Below are 16,837 nucleotides of genomic sequence, written 5' to 3'. Positions count from 1 at the left end.
AATTATACCGAGAAACTTCGTACTTTCTTAGCCCTTTTTCGGATGAGATAATTACATTTGTTCTATGTCACAACCGCCCGCCTCATCAACATCTGAAAATCTTTCCCTCCTCTCAGTTCTTGTGAATTCAGAGCTTGTTCGCCTAGTGTTCGCCGAAGTCTTGCGATTTTGGCGAGAATCGCGTTTTCACGGACTGTATCGAGTTAATCATCACGAAGCTACCCTAGAGCTTCTTGATTCGCAGGGCAGAGTTGCGGTGCATACTAAGCGCCAGAAGGTGATATTTTTGCGCGACGATGTATTTGCTATTCAGGATCAGATTTGGGGCGATGGAAGTATCTTTGCCGATTATAAATGTTCACCCGGTTTTCCAGTAGACATATACCAAGAAGGCTATCGTCATTTTGTACTTATATCCCTCCGCCAGAACTATCGAAAAGGCATGGAGGAAGAAATCTTCATCGAGCGCACCATTGAAAATGGTTTTTTGACTAATAATGAGACATTTCAAATTCAAGTTGACCATCCTATGAAGGTACTAACCGCAAGGATTATTTTCCCCAAAGATCGTCTTCCAAGAAACGTAGCTATTGTGGAAAACAATCTAAAACGTTCACATCAATTAGGGGTGCAACACGAGACACATTTCCCTGACGGACGCATTTCCTATACATGGGAAGTCAACAAACCGCGTTTATATGAAGGCTATATCTTTAAGTGGGAGTGGTAACTAAAAAGGCAACAGCCAAAGACTGTTGCCCATTTCCACTACTGACGGTTACAAGTGCTATGAACCGCCGCCACCGTGATCGAGTGCCATTGCACACGCTCCTCATATCAACTCAGTGAACAGGACGAGGTTTCTTAGTTGAATTTCAACTAAGAAACTATGGCGAAAACGATATAAACAGTCTAGCGGATTCTTGGTATTCTCGCAATAGGTTTTTATGTTAAATTGGAATATTGTGTCTGTGGATCAAGTTGAATTAGGCTTACGCATTCGTCGCGCCCGCGAACGTATCGGCATGTCTCAAGAGTCATTCTCCGAGGCCGTTAAGCGCGATCAAAAAGCAGTCTCAGAGTACGAAAACGGCAAACGGAAGTTACCTGCCACAGAACTTCCAACGTTTGCTCGTGTATTAGGTGTGCCTGTCTCATATTTTTTTGAAGGCGACTTTCAGGTAGATGATCTTGACCAACTCTTGCTCCAAGAGTTTCATACACTTCCTACCCAAGAGGATAAGCAGGCAGCTATTCAAGCAGTACAGCTTATTTCAGATACGATAAAGCGACACTCCTCAGAATAGTTTTGGGCATAGTTCTTATCTCGATTCTGCTGGTTGACTCTTCTTAATGAGTCCTGCTAGATTCAGACTCGATATGCCAGATTCGCTTCTCAAGCAGTACCAGCACTACAACTCCCTCCAAACAAGTCTAGATACATATTGGTCAGCGTGTCACTTATTGCACCGTCGCAATGATCTTGCTCAACTTGTGCGATGGGCAAAGAGAAAACGCCTCGCTAAACCACGCAATCTGTACCAATATCTTCTCCTTCAAGAAGAACAACGCTTATGGCGCTATGAGCATCGCGCCCCGTTCATTACTTCCTTTGCGAAATTCTTGGTTGGACTTAGTGACTTGCTCAACCCAACATCAAAACACAAATATAGGCGCGGTTACGCGGCAACCTACTATAGATAATGCGTCCCACCAATAGCTTTGGTGTTTATGCCTTAGATTTTTATGGTAATATTGATATAATTCTAAGGTTTGCGCTCTCGGAAGGTGCTGGTAACACCCGCCGAGAGCTAACCAGCGACGCTGATAGAGACAGCATCGAAGGCTAACGTGCAATTATTTCGTGGGCGACGTTTGCCGTCAATGCTTCATAGGCGTTGACGGCTTTTTTATTTACTACCAGTAGCAAAGGAGTTATGCCAGACCAACCATTCACACCTTTTCAAGTTCACGTACACCAGCGTAAAGAGGAAAAGAACGGAATTGATTTTCATCATGCCTATCGTGCGCTCATCAAAGGCTTTGTACGGGCAAAAACATCACAGCATTTGAAGGACACTGAGCAAGAACTGGAAGAGAGACAAAAAGGATAATTTACTATGGCAGCAAAACGTACTTATCAAGCGCAACACAAGTCTGAAACGCCAGCCATTCCCGGCGCACTCCCACTGGATCGAGGAGTTGCGGTGTACTACCGCCAATCTTCGATGAAGCAGGTAGGGAATATCTCTACCGACATGCAGCAAATTGACTTGCCTCGTTACGTGAAGTCGTTAGGTTGGCAGGAAGACCAAATTATGCTCATTGATGAAGATGAGGGTGTGAGTGGGGCAAAGCGTATTGATGAGCGCAAAGGCATGAGTCGTCTGTATAACCTGATTATCACCTGTGGCATTGGCACAGTTGCAGTACAAGCAGAAGACCGCCTCTTTCGTGACGAGACACAAATTCAGGTCAATGTGTTCATTGATGCGTGTGTCAAAAGCGACGTTCGTGTGATTACCCCCTACTTTAAGTACAACTTTGCGGATAAGTATGAAGGGTCATATCACCGTTTACTCTTCCGTATGCGTGCAGAGCAGGCAGCCGATTACCTCAACTCATATGTGCGTGGTCGCCTTATGGCAGCCAAAGAACGAATGCTTCTGCAAGGTATGTGGATGGGTGGGAACATCAATTTGGGGTTTATGGTAGATGACCGAAAAAACCTCTCAAGTGGTGTGCCTAATCCACAGTGGCGCAAGTTTGAGCCATTCCTACCATGTGCCGAAGTTGTGGTGGAATTGTTCGAGCTATTTGTAGAGTGTGGTGGCAATATTCGCGGAACACTTCGCCACATTTTTGAACACGGTCCTCACTTTCCTGATTTTGATGATCCAGACCTCCAACGCCTCGTGTCACGAGGGTACATTTTCGGGAAGCCCGTGCGAATGCTCAAACGTGGTCACATTTATATGCCTGGTAGTCTTGCCCTGACAAACATGATGACCAATCCTGTCTATCTAGGTCACTGGATGCACAAAGGACATATTGTGGTCTGGAATAATCACCCACCCATTGTTCCTGAAGACCTCTTTTACAAAGCCTTCAATTACCTTTCCCCGTATACCCTTGAAGGCAAACCCAATCCCGATTATGCACCACGCTTAGGGCGTGTTCATTCAACCAAGAAAAAAGAACGGGTTGCCCCGCCTGCTATCTACACTGGATTAGTTGGTTCGTATCATGAAGGCAAATGGCGTGGAGCAACAGTGGCTTGGGAAAAATCCATTGAAGGGTATGCCTATGTTTGCCATTACATGGATTTGGCGGATAACCAGCATCTCTTATGGTCACGGCGATGTGAGTATTTCGACAATGCCCTCACGGTGATGCTTCACAAGAAACTTAAGCTCACGTTTGATAAAAGCGTGTGGGAGGAAGTTCTCTCAACAACAGGTGAGGACTTTGAGACAGAGCGCCGCGTCCTTCTGCATCAGCGTGCATCAGTTGAGCAGAAAATGCAGGCAATTCTAGGAAACTCCAGTTTTGTCCAATCTGAGTCTTACCTCAAGGCATTAGAGCTTGAGTACACCAACCTCGATCACGAGAAGGAACGTCTAGGGAACAAACTTGCAGACCTAGACCGTCGAAGTAAACACCAAGACGCACTTCTAGCACTCGCAAAGCAAGCACGGCAGGTTCTTGAGACGTGGGATGAGTTGGACACTGATGCAAAACAGGGTGTCGCTCAGGGGTTTATTTCCCGTATTGTTGTCAATCCAATTGGGAAGTATCGCGTGGTCAACGTCGAAATCCACTGGCGCGATAACACCACAGACACGATTCATGTTGCCTATCGTGCGGATGGTTCAACCATTTGGTTTCCAGATGAAGTGGAGACACTCACTAAGTTGATTGATGAGCAAGCAGACCAAGTGAAGATTGCTGAGGCTCTTCCAAATCGGAACTGGCACGCTATTCGATTGAAAGCCTACGAAATTATCGGCAAACGAAACTTCCACATTTCGCCCAAGCCTATCCGTGATGAAGAAAAGTACGAGGATTATCTTGAACGTTTAGAACGGGATGGCGAGAAAGCCAACCGGACGAGTGGAAATCGCTGGCGAAATGATGAGCTTGAGGTATTGGAAGAATTGCTTCAGAGACAGGCAACGCAACTTGAGATTTCTGCTGCATTGCCCGTCAGAAGTTGGGAAGCTATCCGCAAGAAGATTGTGCAGCTTCATGGGGATAGCTCAATGGTTACTGAGACTGGACAGTTGGAAGATGGTGAGCGGATTTCGGATTATCTTGAGCGAAATCCTTCAGCGGCGGGAACGATGCCGTTTTTAATTTTAACGAATTCGTCACGACACTCACACTGCTCACCGCCATAGCGCCCGCCGCCAACATCGGACTCAACTGGCGGAGGAAGTCTGGAGCAGCGGGGATCAGGGCAAAGACTCCCATCGCTACGGGGATCAGCGCCACGTTATAGCCGAACGCCCACCCCAGATTTTGCCGAATCACGCGCATCGTCGCCCGCGAGAGGCGGATCGCCTTCGCCACCCCGCGCAGATCGCCGCTCATCAGCGTAACATCAGCCGCCGCGATTGCCACGTCCGTCCCTGTCCCGATTGCCATGCCCACATCAGCTTGTGCCAGCGCGGGCGAGTCGTTGATTCCATCACCGACCATCGCCACAACCAGTCCTTCCGCCTGAAGGCGCTTGACTGCGGCTACTTTATCGGCGGGCAAAACCTCCGCCATGACGCGATCCACGCCCACCTCACGGGCAATGGCATTCGCGGTTGCAGCGTTGTCACCGGTGATCATGATGACTTGCAAGCCCGCTGTGTGCAGCGCCCGAATCGCCTCGGCAGAGGTCTCCTTCACCGTATCGGCAACCCCGATCAGCCCACGTGCCTCGCCCCCTACCGCCACCCAAAGAACGGTCTGCGCCTCGCCTTGAAGACGTTCGGCGTCCCCTTCAAGCCCGTTAAGGGCGACCCCCTCGGTGTCTAGCCAGCGCTGGTTGCCAATCAGGATGGTTTCTCCGCCAACAACCGCCCGAATTCCTTGTCCGGCAAAGGCTTCCACCCTCGTTGGTTCTTCAAGGGCAAACCCCATGCGCCGCGCCGCATCGACAACGGCAGCCCCAAGCGGGTGTTCGCTGCCCCGCTCAGCAGAGGCGGCAAGACGCAACAGGGTTTCACTTTTGCCTTCCCAAGCGCCCGCCATGACGACTTCCCGCACGGCTGGCTCACCCCGCGTGATCGTCCCCGTTTTATCCAGAATGATGGCATTGATTTGATAGGCTTTTTCGAGGGCGGCGCTGTTCTTGAACAAAATCCCTTGTTCTGCGCCCTTGCCCACCCCGACCATGATCGCTGTGGGCGTCGCCAAGCCCATCGCACAGGGGCAGGCAATGACGAGGACAGCGACCATACGCAGCAGACTGCTGGTCAGCCCCGCCCCGCCGATCAGCCACAAGGCAAAAGTGAGGACGGCAATCCCGATCACGGCTGGAACAAAGACAGCCGACACCTGATCAACGATGCGTTGGATGGGCGCTTTCGAGCCTTGCGCTTCCTCCACAAGCCGAATGATTTGTGCCAGCGCAGAATCGCGCCCGATGCGCGTTGCGCTGATTTTGAGAAACCCTTGTTTGTTCAGCGTTGCCCCGATCACCGTCTCGCCAACCGTCCGCGTCACGGGCAAACTCTCGCCCGTGATCATGCTTTGGTCAACGGCGCTATACCCCTCCACAACGGTCCCATCTACCGGAATACTTTCGCCTGGGCGGACGATCACCGTATCGCCAACGATGACATGGGCAATCGGGAGATCAAGCTCCTGTCCATTACGAACAACCCGTGCCGTTTTGGGGCGCAGGTTAAGCAGTTTTTTAATTGCCGCGCTGGTGCGCCCCTTCGCCCGCACTTCCAGCAGCTTGCCGAGGACGATCAGCGTGATGATCACGGCGGCGGTCTCGAAATAGACATGATGCGCCCCCACCCTATGAAGCGGCATCGCACTCGTGGGATTCAACAGCAGAAGCGTGATCACCACACTGTAAAGGTAGGCAACGGACGACCCCAACGCCACCAAAACATCCATGTTGGCGCTGCCGGCACGGAGGGCGCGGTATGCACCGAGGTAGTAATCCCACCCTACATAAAACTGAACGGGCGTCGCCAGCGCCCAAAAGAGGATGTTCACCCCCGGTTGCCATGCCCACGCGCCAAAAATGCCCAAATCGCGCCCCATACTCAGGATGAACAACGGCACAGTGAACATTGCACCAATCAACAAGCGGCGTTCTTGGTGTGCGATTTCTGCCGCACGCGCTGCTGCCTCTGCATCTTCTGCTGTTTCACCCGCTTTTACCTCTGGTACGTCGTAGCCCGCCTTACGTACCCGCGCCACAATTTCATCATGGCTCAGAAGTGCAGGATCATAATTGACCGTCAGGCGTTCGCTGGCAAGGTTGACCTCGGCGCTGACGATCCCGCTTAATTTGCGGACGTTGCGTTCAATGGTTGCCGCGCAGTTGGCACAGGTCATCCCGATGATGGGGAGTGTTTCTGCTGTTGGTTGGTTTGTCATACATTTATTCCTCAGCCAAATCGGTTAACCCCTCCCCGGTAGGGGGGGGAGTTTTACTATAGTATGTTTCATTGCCGTCTGATCTTACCCCTCCATCGCCAAACGGTAGCCCACGCCGGGTTCAGTGAGGATGTATCGCGGCAAGGCAGGCGTTTCTTCCAGCTTTCCGCGCAGTTGGGCAAAATACACACGCAAATAATGTGTTTCGTTCACATACTCAGGACCCCACACCTCCCGAAGTATCTGGGTATGGGTCAGAACTTTTCCGGCATGTTGCGCCAAAAGCCGCAGCAGGGCGAATTCTGTGGGGGTCAGCTTAACCGCTTCACCATCGCGTGTCACGGTGTGACGGGCGAGATCAATCCGCAAGCCGCCAATGATGTAAACCGGATCGCCGGATAGGGGTCCGGCGTGCCGCAGCGCCACGCGAATCCGCGCCATGAGTTCATCGACACTGAAAGGTTTGGTCAGGTAATCATCAGCGCCAGCATCAAGGGCGATCACTTTGTCGCGGTCTGCCTCTCGTGCCGAAAGGATGATCGTTGGCGTCTTTGTCCATTCCCGCAAGCGCCGCAAAACCTCCAAGCCATCCATATCGGGCAGCCCCAAATCCAAAATGATCACATCGGGGCGCCCTTGCGCAGCTTTCACCAGCGCATCTTGCCCATTGGTGACCTCCTGAACGTGATACCCGTTTGCCTCAAGCGTGATCCGCAAAAACCGCCGGATTTGTATTTCATCATCGGCAATCAAGATATGCGCCCCGCCGGAGGGGGATACCGCGTTCATAGAGCAGCCTCCCGAACGGGCGGCGCATCCCCCCCAAGGGGCAGGCGGATGGTTAGTTCGAGACCTCCCATCGTGGCATTGCGAGCGGTGAGTGTCCCCTCATGTGCCTCAACAATGCCCTGAGAGATTGACAATCCTAATCCGCTGCCGCCTGTTGCCGTGCCCGGGACGCGGTAAAACTTTTCAAAAAGTTTGCCGAGGGCGCCCTCTGGAACACCACGCCCATAATCGCGGAGCGTTGTGAGCAGGGCGCTGCCATCAATGCTGGTCGTAATGTCTGCTGCCGTCCCTTCAGGGGTGTAGTTGCAAAGATTGTTCAGTAGGTTCACAAAGACCTGTTCCATCAAGACAAAATCAAGTTGAATCAAGGGCAAAGTGGGAGAGAGCTTGAGCGTCAATGGATGACGTGCCAGACGCCGTGCCATCCGCTGGAGCGCGACGCCGATCACCTCATTGAGATCGCACCACTCGCGTTTTAGGTGCAGTTTGCCGGAGTCCAAGCGAGACATGTCGAGCAGATTTTCCACCAAATGGTTCAACCGATCCGCCGCCTCTTGAATGTCATTGATCAGTGTGCTGTGGGCGTGTTCATTATGGCTTGTTTGGGGGTCACTTAACCCACTTGCCGCCCCGCTAATCGTGGCGAGTGGTGTGCGCAATTCGTGAGAGATCGAATTGAGCAGCGTTGTGTAAAGCCGCTCTGATTCTTGGAGCATGGCGGCTTGGGCAGCAGCTTCATCGAGAAGTTCGCGCTCTACAACCAGCGCCACTTGGCTGATGAACGTTTCCAGCAAAACCTCTTGATCAAAGCTGAGTCGATCTGTTTGACGGGTGCGAATGCCAATGACGCCAACGGTGCGGTTTGGCGTCCGCAGCGGCATATAGACGGCTGAGGAAAAGGGTAAGGTGTCGGTGAAGCGTCCGGCGGGCTTGCCTTTCTCGAAGCTCCACAGAGCAACGCCAAATTCTTTATCGTCAATTGGTAAGGTGCTGAGCGGGTGCGGTGTGCGGGGGAGGATTCCCCCTTCGGGAAGCAAAATTGCCACCTCCGCAGTGAACACCCGCCCAATTTGGTCAATTGCTGTTCGCAGGACATCCGCCATATTGACAGCGGTGGCGGTTTCGTGCGCCAGCGCATAGAGCGCCATCGTTCGTTCGGCGTTGTACCGCGCTTGGCGTTCCTGAAGGCGTAGGCGGGCGGTCATGTTTCCGGCGAACAGCGCAATAATGAAGTAGAGGCTTACCAACAAGACATCTTGCTGTTGAGAGATGATAAAGGTAAAGCGCGGCTCGATGAATAGAAAATTCCAAGAGATTGCGCTAATCATGGCGGCAAGGAAGGCGGGACCGCGCCCAATATAAATGGCGATCAGCAAGACAGCCAGAATCTCCGTCAGCCCCACCGTGAAATACCCAATGTAATCGCGCAGCAGGTAATCGACGGCGGCGATTCCAATCACAATGGCAAGGGCAAGAACGTATTGGCGTGGGGTGGAATGGCGCGGCGAGAGGGGTAAAATCACCGTCGGAGCAGTAGGATTCGCCGTTTCGTCGCCCGTGATTACATAAATATCGATATTCCCACTGCGCCGCAAGAGCGCGTCCACCAATGAACCGCCCCGTAACAGCGTTTGCCAGCGGTTTTGGAGCGGCTTTCCGACAACGATCTGCGTCACGTTTTGCTGTTGGGCAAGACGGACAAGCGTTCCCACCACATCCTCTCCAGCGGCGGTGATTACCTCTGCCCCCAATTCCCGCGCCAACGCCAAGTTTTGCGCCAACCCTGCGTTTTCTTTTGCTGTCAGCGCCCGCGAGGACTGCACATAAACGGCAAGCCATGGCGCCTCAAGGTTGTAGGCGATGCGGCGCGTCCAACGAATGAGTTTTTCGGCAAAGGGGCTTGGGCTGACAGCAACCATAAGACGTTCACCAGATTTCCATGGACCGGCAATCCGCTTGACTTCCATATAGTCTTGCAGTTGATGATCGACATGTTCGGCGGTCAGGCGCAGCGCCATTTCGCGCAGGGCGGTCAAGTTCCCTGTGCGGAAAAAGTTCGTGATCGCCGTTTCCACCTTGTCTGGGACATAAACCCTCCCCTCAGCAAGCCGCTTACGAAGGTCTTCTGGGGAAAGGTCGATGAGTTCGATTTCGGTCACGTAATCAAGGATTGAATCGGGGACGGTTTCGTGAACGGTGATTCCGGTGATCTGGCGGACGGCATCGACGCGACTCTCGAAATGCTGGACGTTCATTGTCGTGTAGACGGTGATTCCCGCCTCAAGCAGTTCGATCACATCCTGATAGCGCTTTACATGCCGTGATTCTGGGGCATTTGTGTGCGCCAATTCATCGACAAGGACGATCTCTGGGCGGCGGGCGAGGATCGCATCAATGTCCATTTCCTCCAGCCTTGCCCCCCGATAATCAATCTGGCGGCGGGGGAGGGCGGAAAGACCCACTAGAAGGGCGTCGGTTTCGGGGCGGCGGTGCGTTTCCACATAGCCCACAACGACATCGATGCCTTCTGTATGGAGGCGTTGGGCAGAATCGAGCATTGCGTAGGTTTTGCCCACCCCTGCCGCCATACCCAGAAAAAGTTTTAGCTTGCCGCGCCCTTTACGGACGGTTGTCTTTTGAATGGCAGCAAGAAGGTAATCGGGGTCGGGGCGAGCATCATCGTTTGTCATGGAGAGGGGTTCTTTAGAAAATTTCTTGACCTACAGTATTTTTCAAGGAGATTGACCCCTTAATGGTTGACAGCCCCACGTATCACGATATAATTACCAATGGGTTAGGCAGTGGTGATCACGGGGTAAACGAACGACGCCCGCCCTTCTTGTAAGAAGGCTGGTTGCAGACCAACCAGTGAGGGTACTGCAATAACGCTTAGTTTCCCCGTTGTCTAATCTTCGTAGCGCCCCTCTTTGAGCGCCCGCTTCAAAACGCGCCCCGTCTCCCGTTCGGCAATGCTATCGCGTTTGTCGTACTGTTTCTTCCCTTTGGCAAGGGCGATCTCCACCTTTGCCCGCCCATTTTTGAGGTACATCACGGTGGGGATGATCGTGTAGCCTTTTTCGCGGACGCGCCCCATCAGGCGGTTGATCTCTTTTTTCTTCAGCAGCAGCTTGCGCGGACGAGTCGGCTTATGCCCAAACTGCGCCGCTTCTTTGTACTCCGAAATATGGACATCCATCAACCACAGTTCACCGCCACGTTCCTCAATAAACCCCTCACTCAGGTTCACCTTGTGAGCGCGAATCGCCTTGATTTCTGAGCCGATCAGAACCAGCCCCGCTTCAAGACGGTCTTCAAGAAAGTAGTTAAACCCCGCCTTCCGGTTGGTGGCGACGGTTTCGTGATCATTCGTCGTTTTTGCCATACCCTCATTGTATGCACTTTCCGCTGTTTTGTGTAGAGCCGTCTCCCCACTACAATGAAAGAAGGAGAGGGAGGTGTACTCTATGATTCGCGTTGCCTTTGCCGATGATCACCCGCTCATCTTGAAAATCTTACGGCAGGAAGTGGATCGGGCGCTGGATGTGCAAGTAATTTGGGGGGTGGAAGCGGTTGATCACCTTCTTTCAGCAATCACCCGCCAGACGCCTGATGTCCTCGTCCTTGATCTCACCTTTGCCGGTAATGCCTTTGACCCCGCCGGAACGGTGCGCGATCTGCGCTCACGCTTTGCGGCAATGGCAATCCTGATCCTCACCGCCCAAGATGATCCGATCTGGGTGGAGGAACTTTTGCACGCGGGGGCAGCGGGCTATGTGGTCAAAAGTGACGATCTATCGCTGCGCTTGGTAGAGGCAATTCGCGCTGTTGCCGAAGGTCGCCCGTTCCTCTCCCCAACAGCAGCCGAGGCGTTGACACGCACGCGGCGGCGCTTCACCCTCACCCCCCGTGAACGAGCCATTCTGCGCCTTGCTGCTGAGGGGCGCTCCAACCCGGAAATTGCCGTCGCCCTGACGATCTCCGATGGCACGGTGCGCAACCACATTTCGAATATCTACAGCAAGTTGCAGGTGACCACCCGCGAGGCGGCGGTGAAGGCGGCGCAGACCCTTCGCGAACTGCCCAAACCCGGGGCGACGCGGCGGCATGAACTGCGAACACCGCTGCACACCATCTTGGGTTTGGCACGCCTCTTAGAGACAAAATTGGCGCGAGAGGGGCGCTTGGGGGAAGATGCCGCCCAATTCCTCACCCAGATTGTCGCTGAGGCGGAACGACTCGATCACCTGATTGGCGAAGGTGGGGAAGAATAATGGTCACGGTGTCTGTACCCAAGTACCACCATAATGAACATGCGGGATAGGCAATGGCGTTTTTTGCCTTCCAAGCCCCGTAGGGGTGATCGCACTCAGCCCGCTGCTTTAGCGGCGGGCGACCCCATAGGGTCATCCCTACGGGGGAGGGGGGCAGGGGGGATAAGGGTTCTTTAGAAATCTTAGAACCCCTTGTCATCAACCACTAATTCACCCTTAGCCCAGGCAAGACGATGCGCAGCAAGACATAGAGGGCAAAGGCTGCCAACCCCACCACCAAGAGGCTTGCCACCACCACGCGCCCACCCCTCCACCGCCCGCTGAGGAGGGCGATCCACGTTCCCACCCCGCCCGCAAACACCAACGCCAACGGCACAAGCGCCGGATAGAGGTAGCGCCCCTGAAACTGGACAAATTTTGTGTTGTAATAGGCAAAGGCTGCTGCCGTCACCAGCAGCGCCCCCCCCATGACGAACAGCGCCGGGGCAATCCGCCGCCGCGCCGCCTTGAACACGATCAGTCCCGTCACGCCGCCGACGTAGGCGATCCCAGTCAGCGCCAACAGTCCCCCATAAATCGTCTCTGTCATGGGAATGCCCATCCAGCCGAACTGTCCCCAAAAACTTTGGAAGGTCGTTTTCGTTAGGTCTGCCAGCCAGCCCATCCCTCCGTGTGCGGCAATGTAATCCGCCGTCTGTGGCTGCCCCACGACAATGCGATCATGTGCCGCTTGCGCCAACACATCGGGAAACCCGTAACGGCTGAGGTTTGTCAGCCAGAAGGGAGCGGCAATCAGGACGGTGATCAGGGCGATGGGGAGTGCCTCTCTCAAGAGGGCAAGTCCGCGCCGTCCCTCCCGCCATGCGGCGAGAACTGCCGCCACGCCGAGGATGATTACGATGGGGTAAATCGTCAATTTCGTCAGGCACGCCGCACCCGCCAACAGCGCCGCAATCCACCACCGAGAGGGAGCTTCCGGCTGCAAAAGACGGCGCAGCGCCCAAACCAGCATCCCCCCAGAAAGGGCGACGGCGAGCGAATCGTTGTTGACGCTGCCCATGATCGCCAGGTATTGCGGGAGAAAAGCGACGAAGCCAGCGGCGAGGATCGCCAGCCAGCGCCCCGCCGGAAAGACGATCCGCCCCCCCACCCATGCGGCGATCACCCCTCCCGTGCCGAGGATGAGTGACGCCAACCGGAGCGCCGCAAGGCTGCCGCCGGCGAGGGCAAAAACGGGCGTCAGAAGGGCGTAATAGAGCGGTGGCTGGTGATCTTCGTACTGCATAGAATCAAGGCGATCCTCCAGCGCGTCTGGGGCAAATTTTGCCGCCTTGATCCGTTCCAGATAGGCGCTGTCCCAATCCCCCGCCGCGATGAACGGACAGCAGCCCTGCACGATCTGGCGGATGTAGTTGTAGTGAGCGGGTTCATCAGGCGCTTGCCATGCCGGAGTGTAGAGGGCATAAAGCGCCCCGATGATGAGGTAGGTAGCCAGAATTGTGAAAAGGGGCAGCAGGCGGCGGATCATGTGTCTCCTATGGGATCGTTTGGTGGTTCATTATAGGGCGGTTGGTACTCGTGGGGGTAGTGGAGGGGGTGCAGAGAGGCAGCTTTCATCTGCGCTGCCTTGCACGAAGGGAAGCAACCTCGTTACGACTCGGGTTAAAAAATCGCCGCTAACACCCGCCGGGGCGGTATTCATAGAGGCGCATCCCGCCCATGCCGCCTTTGGCGTCAAAACGCAGGCAGAAATCGCCCTCATAGGGGGCGGGGTTGCCGTTCCAGAAATCGAGCCATTGGGTGGGCAGCAGCATCACATAACGAACGCCCCGCGCCCGCATCAGCGCCGTCAGCCCTTCGGGGTTGCGCAAGAGGGGAATCACTTCCGGGCTGACCAAGCCAGCCAGATCAAGGATGGGGCGCGGCGCTTCGACGCTGTTGGCGAAAAAGCCAATCGCCCCTATATCATTCACTGCTAATAAGTGATCGGGGGGGACGTTCGCCTGAACCCACTGCGCGGCGACGACCATATCCGAGTTGATGCGCCACACATCTACCCCATAGACACTTGCCCCGACGCCCCAAAAGACGACAATCAGCGCCGCTGCACCAATGCCCAACACACGCCCCACCACCCGCACGGGCAAAGATCGCCGCCGCGCCGACGCCCACCGCATCAAGAGGAATGTCCCCCCAATGCCCAAGACAAAAATCGGCGGCAGGGCAGGAATCACATAGCGCCCGTGATGAAAGGGAGCGGGCATCCGCACCACATAGAGCAAAATGAGCGCCGCTGACCAAACCAACGGCAAGGCATGAAGCGCGACGCGGCGCGGCGTCAGGCGGCGGGCAAGCACCGCACACGCCCACAACAGACCGGGAATCAGCAAAAACTGCCCGCCCGCCGTCAGGGGTTCAATCATCGCCGCAAGGTTGCGGAAAAAACCAAGCTGAAGCAGTGGCGCGTTCCCCACCAGTTTGGCATCCAACGTGTTGGGAAAGGGTGATCCGGTCAGGCTGAGATTCAGGGCAAAATAGGGCGCCAAACCGATCAGCCCACCAAGCGCCCCCCCCACCAGCCAAAAGCCGAGTTCCCTCAACGTCCGTTGGGGGCGGGCGATCAGCATTGCCAAACCAGAAAGCCCAACGCAGACCAACCCCTCTGGACGGGTTGCCACACACGCCGCGCCAATGACGCCAAAGAGAAATCCGGCAAGGAAGCGCTGGCGTTCGGCGGCGGGGTCGGTTTGGCTCAGGGCGAGGGCGATTACGAGGAGGGCGAGGGCGGCAAAGAGCATCGTCTCCATGCTGGATGCCGCCGCCCAAACGAGATGCCAACCCAGCGCCAGCGCCGCGCCCGTCCATAGGCTGACGGCAGGCAACTCAGGAAAGAGTCGCCGCGCCATACGTCCGCCGACCACCGCGCCAAGCGTCAGTGCAGCCGCGCCAAGCGCCATTGCCCAGAGAAAGTAAGGGACGTTCAGACGGTAACCGAGGCTCAAGAGGACGGTATAGAGGGGGGAGGTTGAGCCAGCACTAGGAATGCCCGGCGTGAATGCCCATGTGCCGGTTTGGGCAAGGTGACGAGCATAGGTTTGGTGAATCCATGAATCGTCAAGGGGGAAGCCAACGCCACCCGTCCGCGCCGCGCTGAGGGTGTAAAGCGCCATACCGAGGATGGCGAGAATAAGACAAAGAAGGGTCAGTGTCGAGTCTGCTGCGCGTTTCATGATGACCTTAAACCCCCACCCCCTTCCTATTTAGGGTAAAAGGAAGGGGGATAGGACGTTTTATGGGTTTGCCACCGCCAGCGCCAAAATGCGCCGAAAGATCAGGCTGTTCACGCTGGTCCAGACCGCCGGAAGCGCATCGGCAAGGGCGCTTAAGCGGGCGGTTTGGGCGCTGCGCATGGTTTCGATGCTTGTATCCGGCGGGCGAGGGGTGGTCGGCTTGCGTCCTCGGCGGGGTTTTGCCGAATCTTGCTCCACGGCAACCATGACCGCTTGGGTAATCAGGATTTCGTTGAGGTAATTTTCGAGGGGCGTCAGCATATCCAACGCTTGCCCCGATTCCGCACCGAGCAGATCACGAAAGGCGACGAGGTGATCTTGCAAGCGGCGTGTTTTTGCCACTGCATCGTGAACGCTCTCGCCGTGTTCCATCGTCTGCCGCAGTTCCGCCAAGCGCTCCCAGAGCATCGCCGCCACGTAATAGGCAACATGGCTGGTTTCTTGCTGCTGGTTCGCGCTTTGGATCGTCTCGCGTAGGGCGCGGGCAGTCGTCGCAAAGCGAGCGCTGTCCAGACCTTGCACGGTTTTGTGCGCCTCAACATCCCAAGCGTTCGCTTTTGTCAAGAGTTTTTCATCGTTTAAATCATCGGCAAGAGCGCCGCCGCGTGCGGCTAAGACCGCGAGAATGTGAGCGCGTCCGACGGATTCCGCCAACCACAGCAAATCATTGCTGCTCAGGTTGCCCTCAAGGTGGGCGAGTTCAAGCGCCGTCCCCAAGCGGCTGACCTCCCGATCCAGTGAAGGGAGTAGGCTGAGTTCTCCGGCGACAACGCGGCGCAAAAGTGCCTCAACACGGTTGACAGAATGGAGGGCGAAGGCACGTCCGGCGCGTTCGAGGCTCATCGTGCTTTGCACCTCTGGGAAAAGTGCTGGCAGGCGGAAGATAGCCCGTTCCTCGCCGCTGAGTGGGGCGGGTTGTGCTGCGCTGATGCGCACAGGGACATTGAAGGTACGCGCCCAAAGGTCTGCTTTTTTCATCGATTGTTCGGCGTTTTCGGCGGCGTTAAGCCCCTCTAACTCAATGGTGACCTCATCAGCGGTGACGGCGATCTCGCTGATCGTGACCGTTTGGGTCATGGAGTGATCGAAGCCATCGCCCACGCGCAAAATCGCCGCCAAGCCAAGGGCATCCCGTCGCAGATCGGGGGGGAGTTCCACGTAGACAGGTTCTGCCTCTGGGCGCACCTTTTTGCGGTGGAAGGAGGTTGTGCAGGCAAGGATACGCCGCTCATCATCGCTAAAGCCCTGAATGGGCTGCGCCATCAGAATATCCCGCCCGCGCAGGTGGTGGTTGGGCTGGTCAATCTCATAAGCAATGTTGTGGACAATAGCCGCTGCCTCTAGGAGAGGACGCAGGCTTCCCGGCAGGCGGTGAATGTTTGCCGTCGCATCAAAAATCTGAAGGGCGCAGGCGGCAACATGGCGGGCATGTGCCATGTCAATGCGGTAGGGGGCGCAGAGCGCCTCAAGGGTGATCGCGGTGTCAGCGATCTCTGGAACAGACGGCGGTTCGGGGTCGGTGGTGGGGGATTGCCCTTCGACGGGTTCATCCTCGGTCAGAAATAAATCGAGTCCCTTGCGTTTGTATTGGCGCAGCACATAATTGATTTGATTCACACTGAGGCGGGAACGTCGTGCGGCATCACCACTGGTTTGCCCATCGTTAAGGGCAAGCAACGCCTGAGCGCGTTGGCGAAGTGTCCCCGTCTCTGTCTCAGCGATCTGCTGCAAGCGTCGTTCGTCGTCAGGAGGCAGCAGCCCGCGATTACCTTTTGCCATGAGTCTCTCCGAAAAAACGGAAAATGAACCGTAAATGAACGAGCGTTTAGGATAGATGAGTATAGCACGCTCCAAGCGGCGGCGGAATATGAGATG

11 protein-coding genes are annotated in these 16,837 nt (G+C 55.3%); 4 read left to right on the top strand and 7 right to left on the bottom strand.

The features are described from left to right. Positions 1 to 64: 64 nt before the first annotated feature. The 3 genes from HS103_07885 to HS103_07875 all read left to right on the top strand — a co-directional run bounded on the left by HS103_07885 (position 65) and on the right by HS103_07875 (position 2,114). Positions 65 to 730, top strand: coding sequence for a hypothetical protein (locus HS103_07885; protein MBE7512721.1), 666 nt, complete (start codon positions 65 to 67; stop codon positions 728 to 730). Positions 731 to 971: 241 nt separating this feature from the next. Then, positions 972 to 1,307: a helix-turn-helix transcriptional regulator gene (locus HS103_07880; protein MBE7512720.1), complete on the top strand. Its 336-nt coding sequence runs from the start codon at positions 972 to 974 to the stop codon at positions 1,305 to 1,307. Positions 1,308 to 1,937: 630 nt separating this feature from the next. Continuing rightward, positions 1,938 to 2,114 carry a hypothetical protein gene (locus tag HS103_07875; protein MBE7512719.1) on the top strand — a complete coding sequence of 59 codons (177 nt, stop codon included), beginning with the start codon at positions 1,938 to 1,940 and terminating at the stop codon, positions 2,112 to 2,114. Positions 2,115 to 4,266: 2,152 nt separating this feature from the next. Here HS103_07875 and HS103_07870 read toward each other — a convergent pair. The 4 genes from HS103_07870 to smpB form a co-directional block, all read right to left on the bottom strand. Next, positions 4,267 to 6,612, bottom strand: coding sequence for a copper-translocating P-type ATPase (locus tag HS103_07870; GenBank protein ID MBE7512718.1), 2,346 nt, complete (start codon positions 6,610 to 6,612; stop codon positions 4,267 to 4,269). 84 nt (positions 6,613 to 6,696) lie between these two features. Next, the gene (locus HS103_07865) at positions 6,697 to 7,401 is read right to left on the bottom strand and encodes a response regulator (protein MBE7512717.1); all 705 of its coding nucleotides are present in this window, start codon (positions 7,399 to 7,401) and stop codon (positions 6,697 to 6,699) included. Then, the gene (locus tag HS103_07860) at positions 7,398 to 10,091 is read right to left on the bottom strand and encodes a sensor histidine kinase KdpD (protein ID MBE7512716.1); all 2,694 of its coding nucleotides are present in this window, start codon (positions 10,089 to 10,091) and stop codon (positions 7,398 to 7,400) included. Before HS103_07860 ends, HS103_07865 begins: the two co-directional genes overlap by 4 nt. Positions 10,092 to 10,306: 215 nt before the next feature. Next, entirely contained in the window at positions 10,307 to 10,783 is a 477-nt protein-coding gene (smpB, locus tag HS103_07855; GenBank protein MBE7512715.1) for an SsrA-binding protein SmpB, read from the bottom strand. 73 nt (positions 10,784 to 10,856) lie between these two features. On the opposite strand from smpB, the gene HS103_07850 reads away from it, so the two are divergent. Further along, complete coding sequence (locus HS103_07850; GenBank protein ID MBE7512714.1) at positions 10,857 to 11,672, top strand: response regulator; 816 nt, start codon at positions 10,857 to 10,859, stop codon at positions 11,670 to 11,672. A 205-nt stretch (positions 11,673 to 11,877) separates the two neighbouring features. Here the strand turns inward: HS103_07850 and HS103_07845 are convergent, their stop codons facing one another. From HS103_07845 to HS103_07835, 3 genes are all read right to left on the bottom strand, one after another. Continuing rightward, the gene (locus tag HS103_07845; protein MBE7512713.1) at positions 11,878 to 13,200 is read right to left on the bottom strand and encodes a DUF2142 domain-containing protein; all 1,323 of its coding nucleotides are present in this window, start codon (positions 13,198 to 13,200) and stop codon (positions 11,878 to 11,880) included. A 148-nt stretch (positions 13,201 to 13,348) separates the two neighbouring features. Further along, on the bottom strand, positions 13,349 to 14,902 hold the full coding sequence (locus HS103_07840; GenBank protein MBE7512712.1) for a hypothetical protein: 1,554 nt from the start codon (positions 14,900 to 14,902) through the stop codon (positions 13,349 to 13,351). A gap of 60 nt (positions 14,903 to 14,962) precedes the next feature. Beyond that, positions 14,963 to 16,741 (bottom strand): hypothetical protein, encoded by a 1,779-nt coding sequence (locus tag HS103_07835; GenBank protein ID MBE7512711.1) that lies wholly within the window; start codon positions 16,739 to 16,741, stop codon positions 14,963 to 14,965. Between the last annotated feature and the right edge of the window lie 96 nt (positions 16,742 to 16,837).

This window comes from Anaerolineales bacterium, from assembly GCA_015075625.1.
GTDB lineage: Bacteria > Chloroflexota > Anaerolineae > Aggregatilineales > UBA2796 > UBA2796.
The sequence above is the reverse complement of the archived record's forward strand: the minus strand, read 5'-3'. Positions and strand labels throughout refer to the sequence as shown.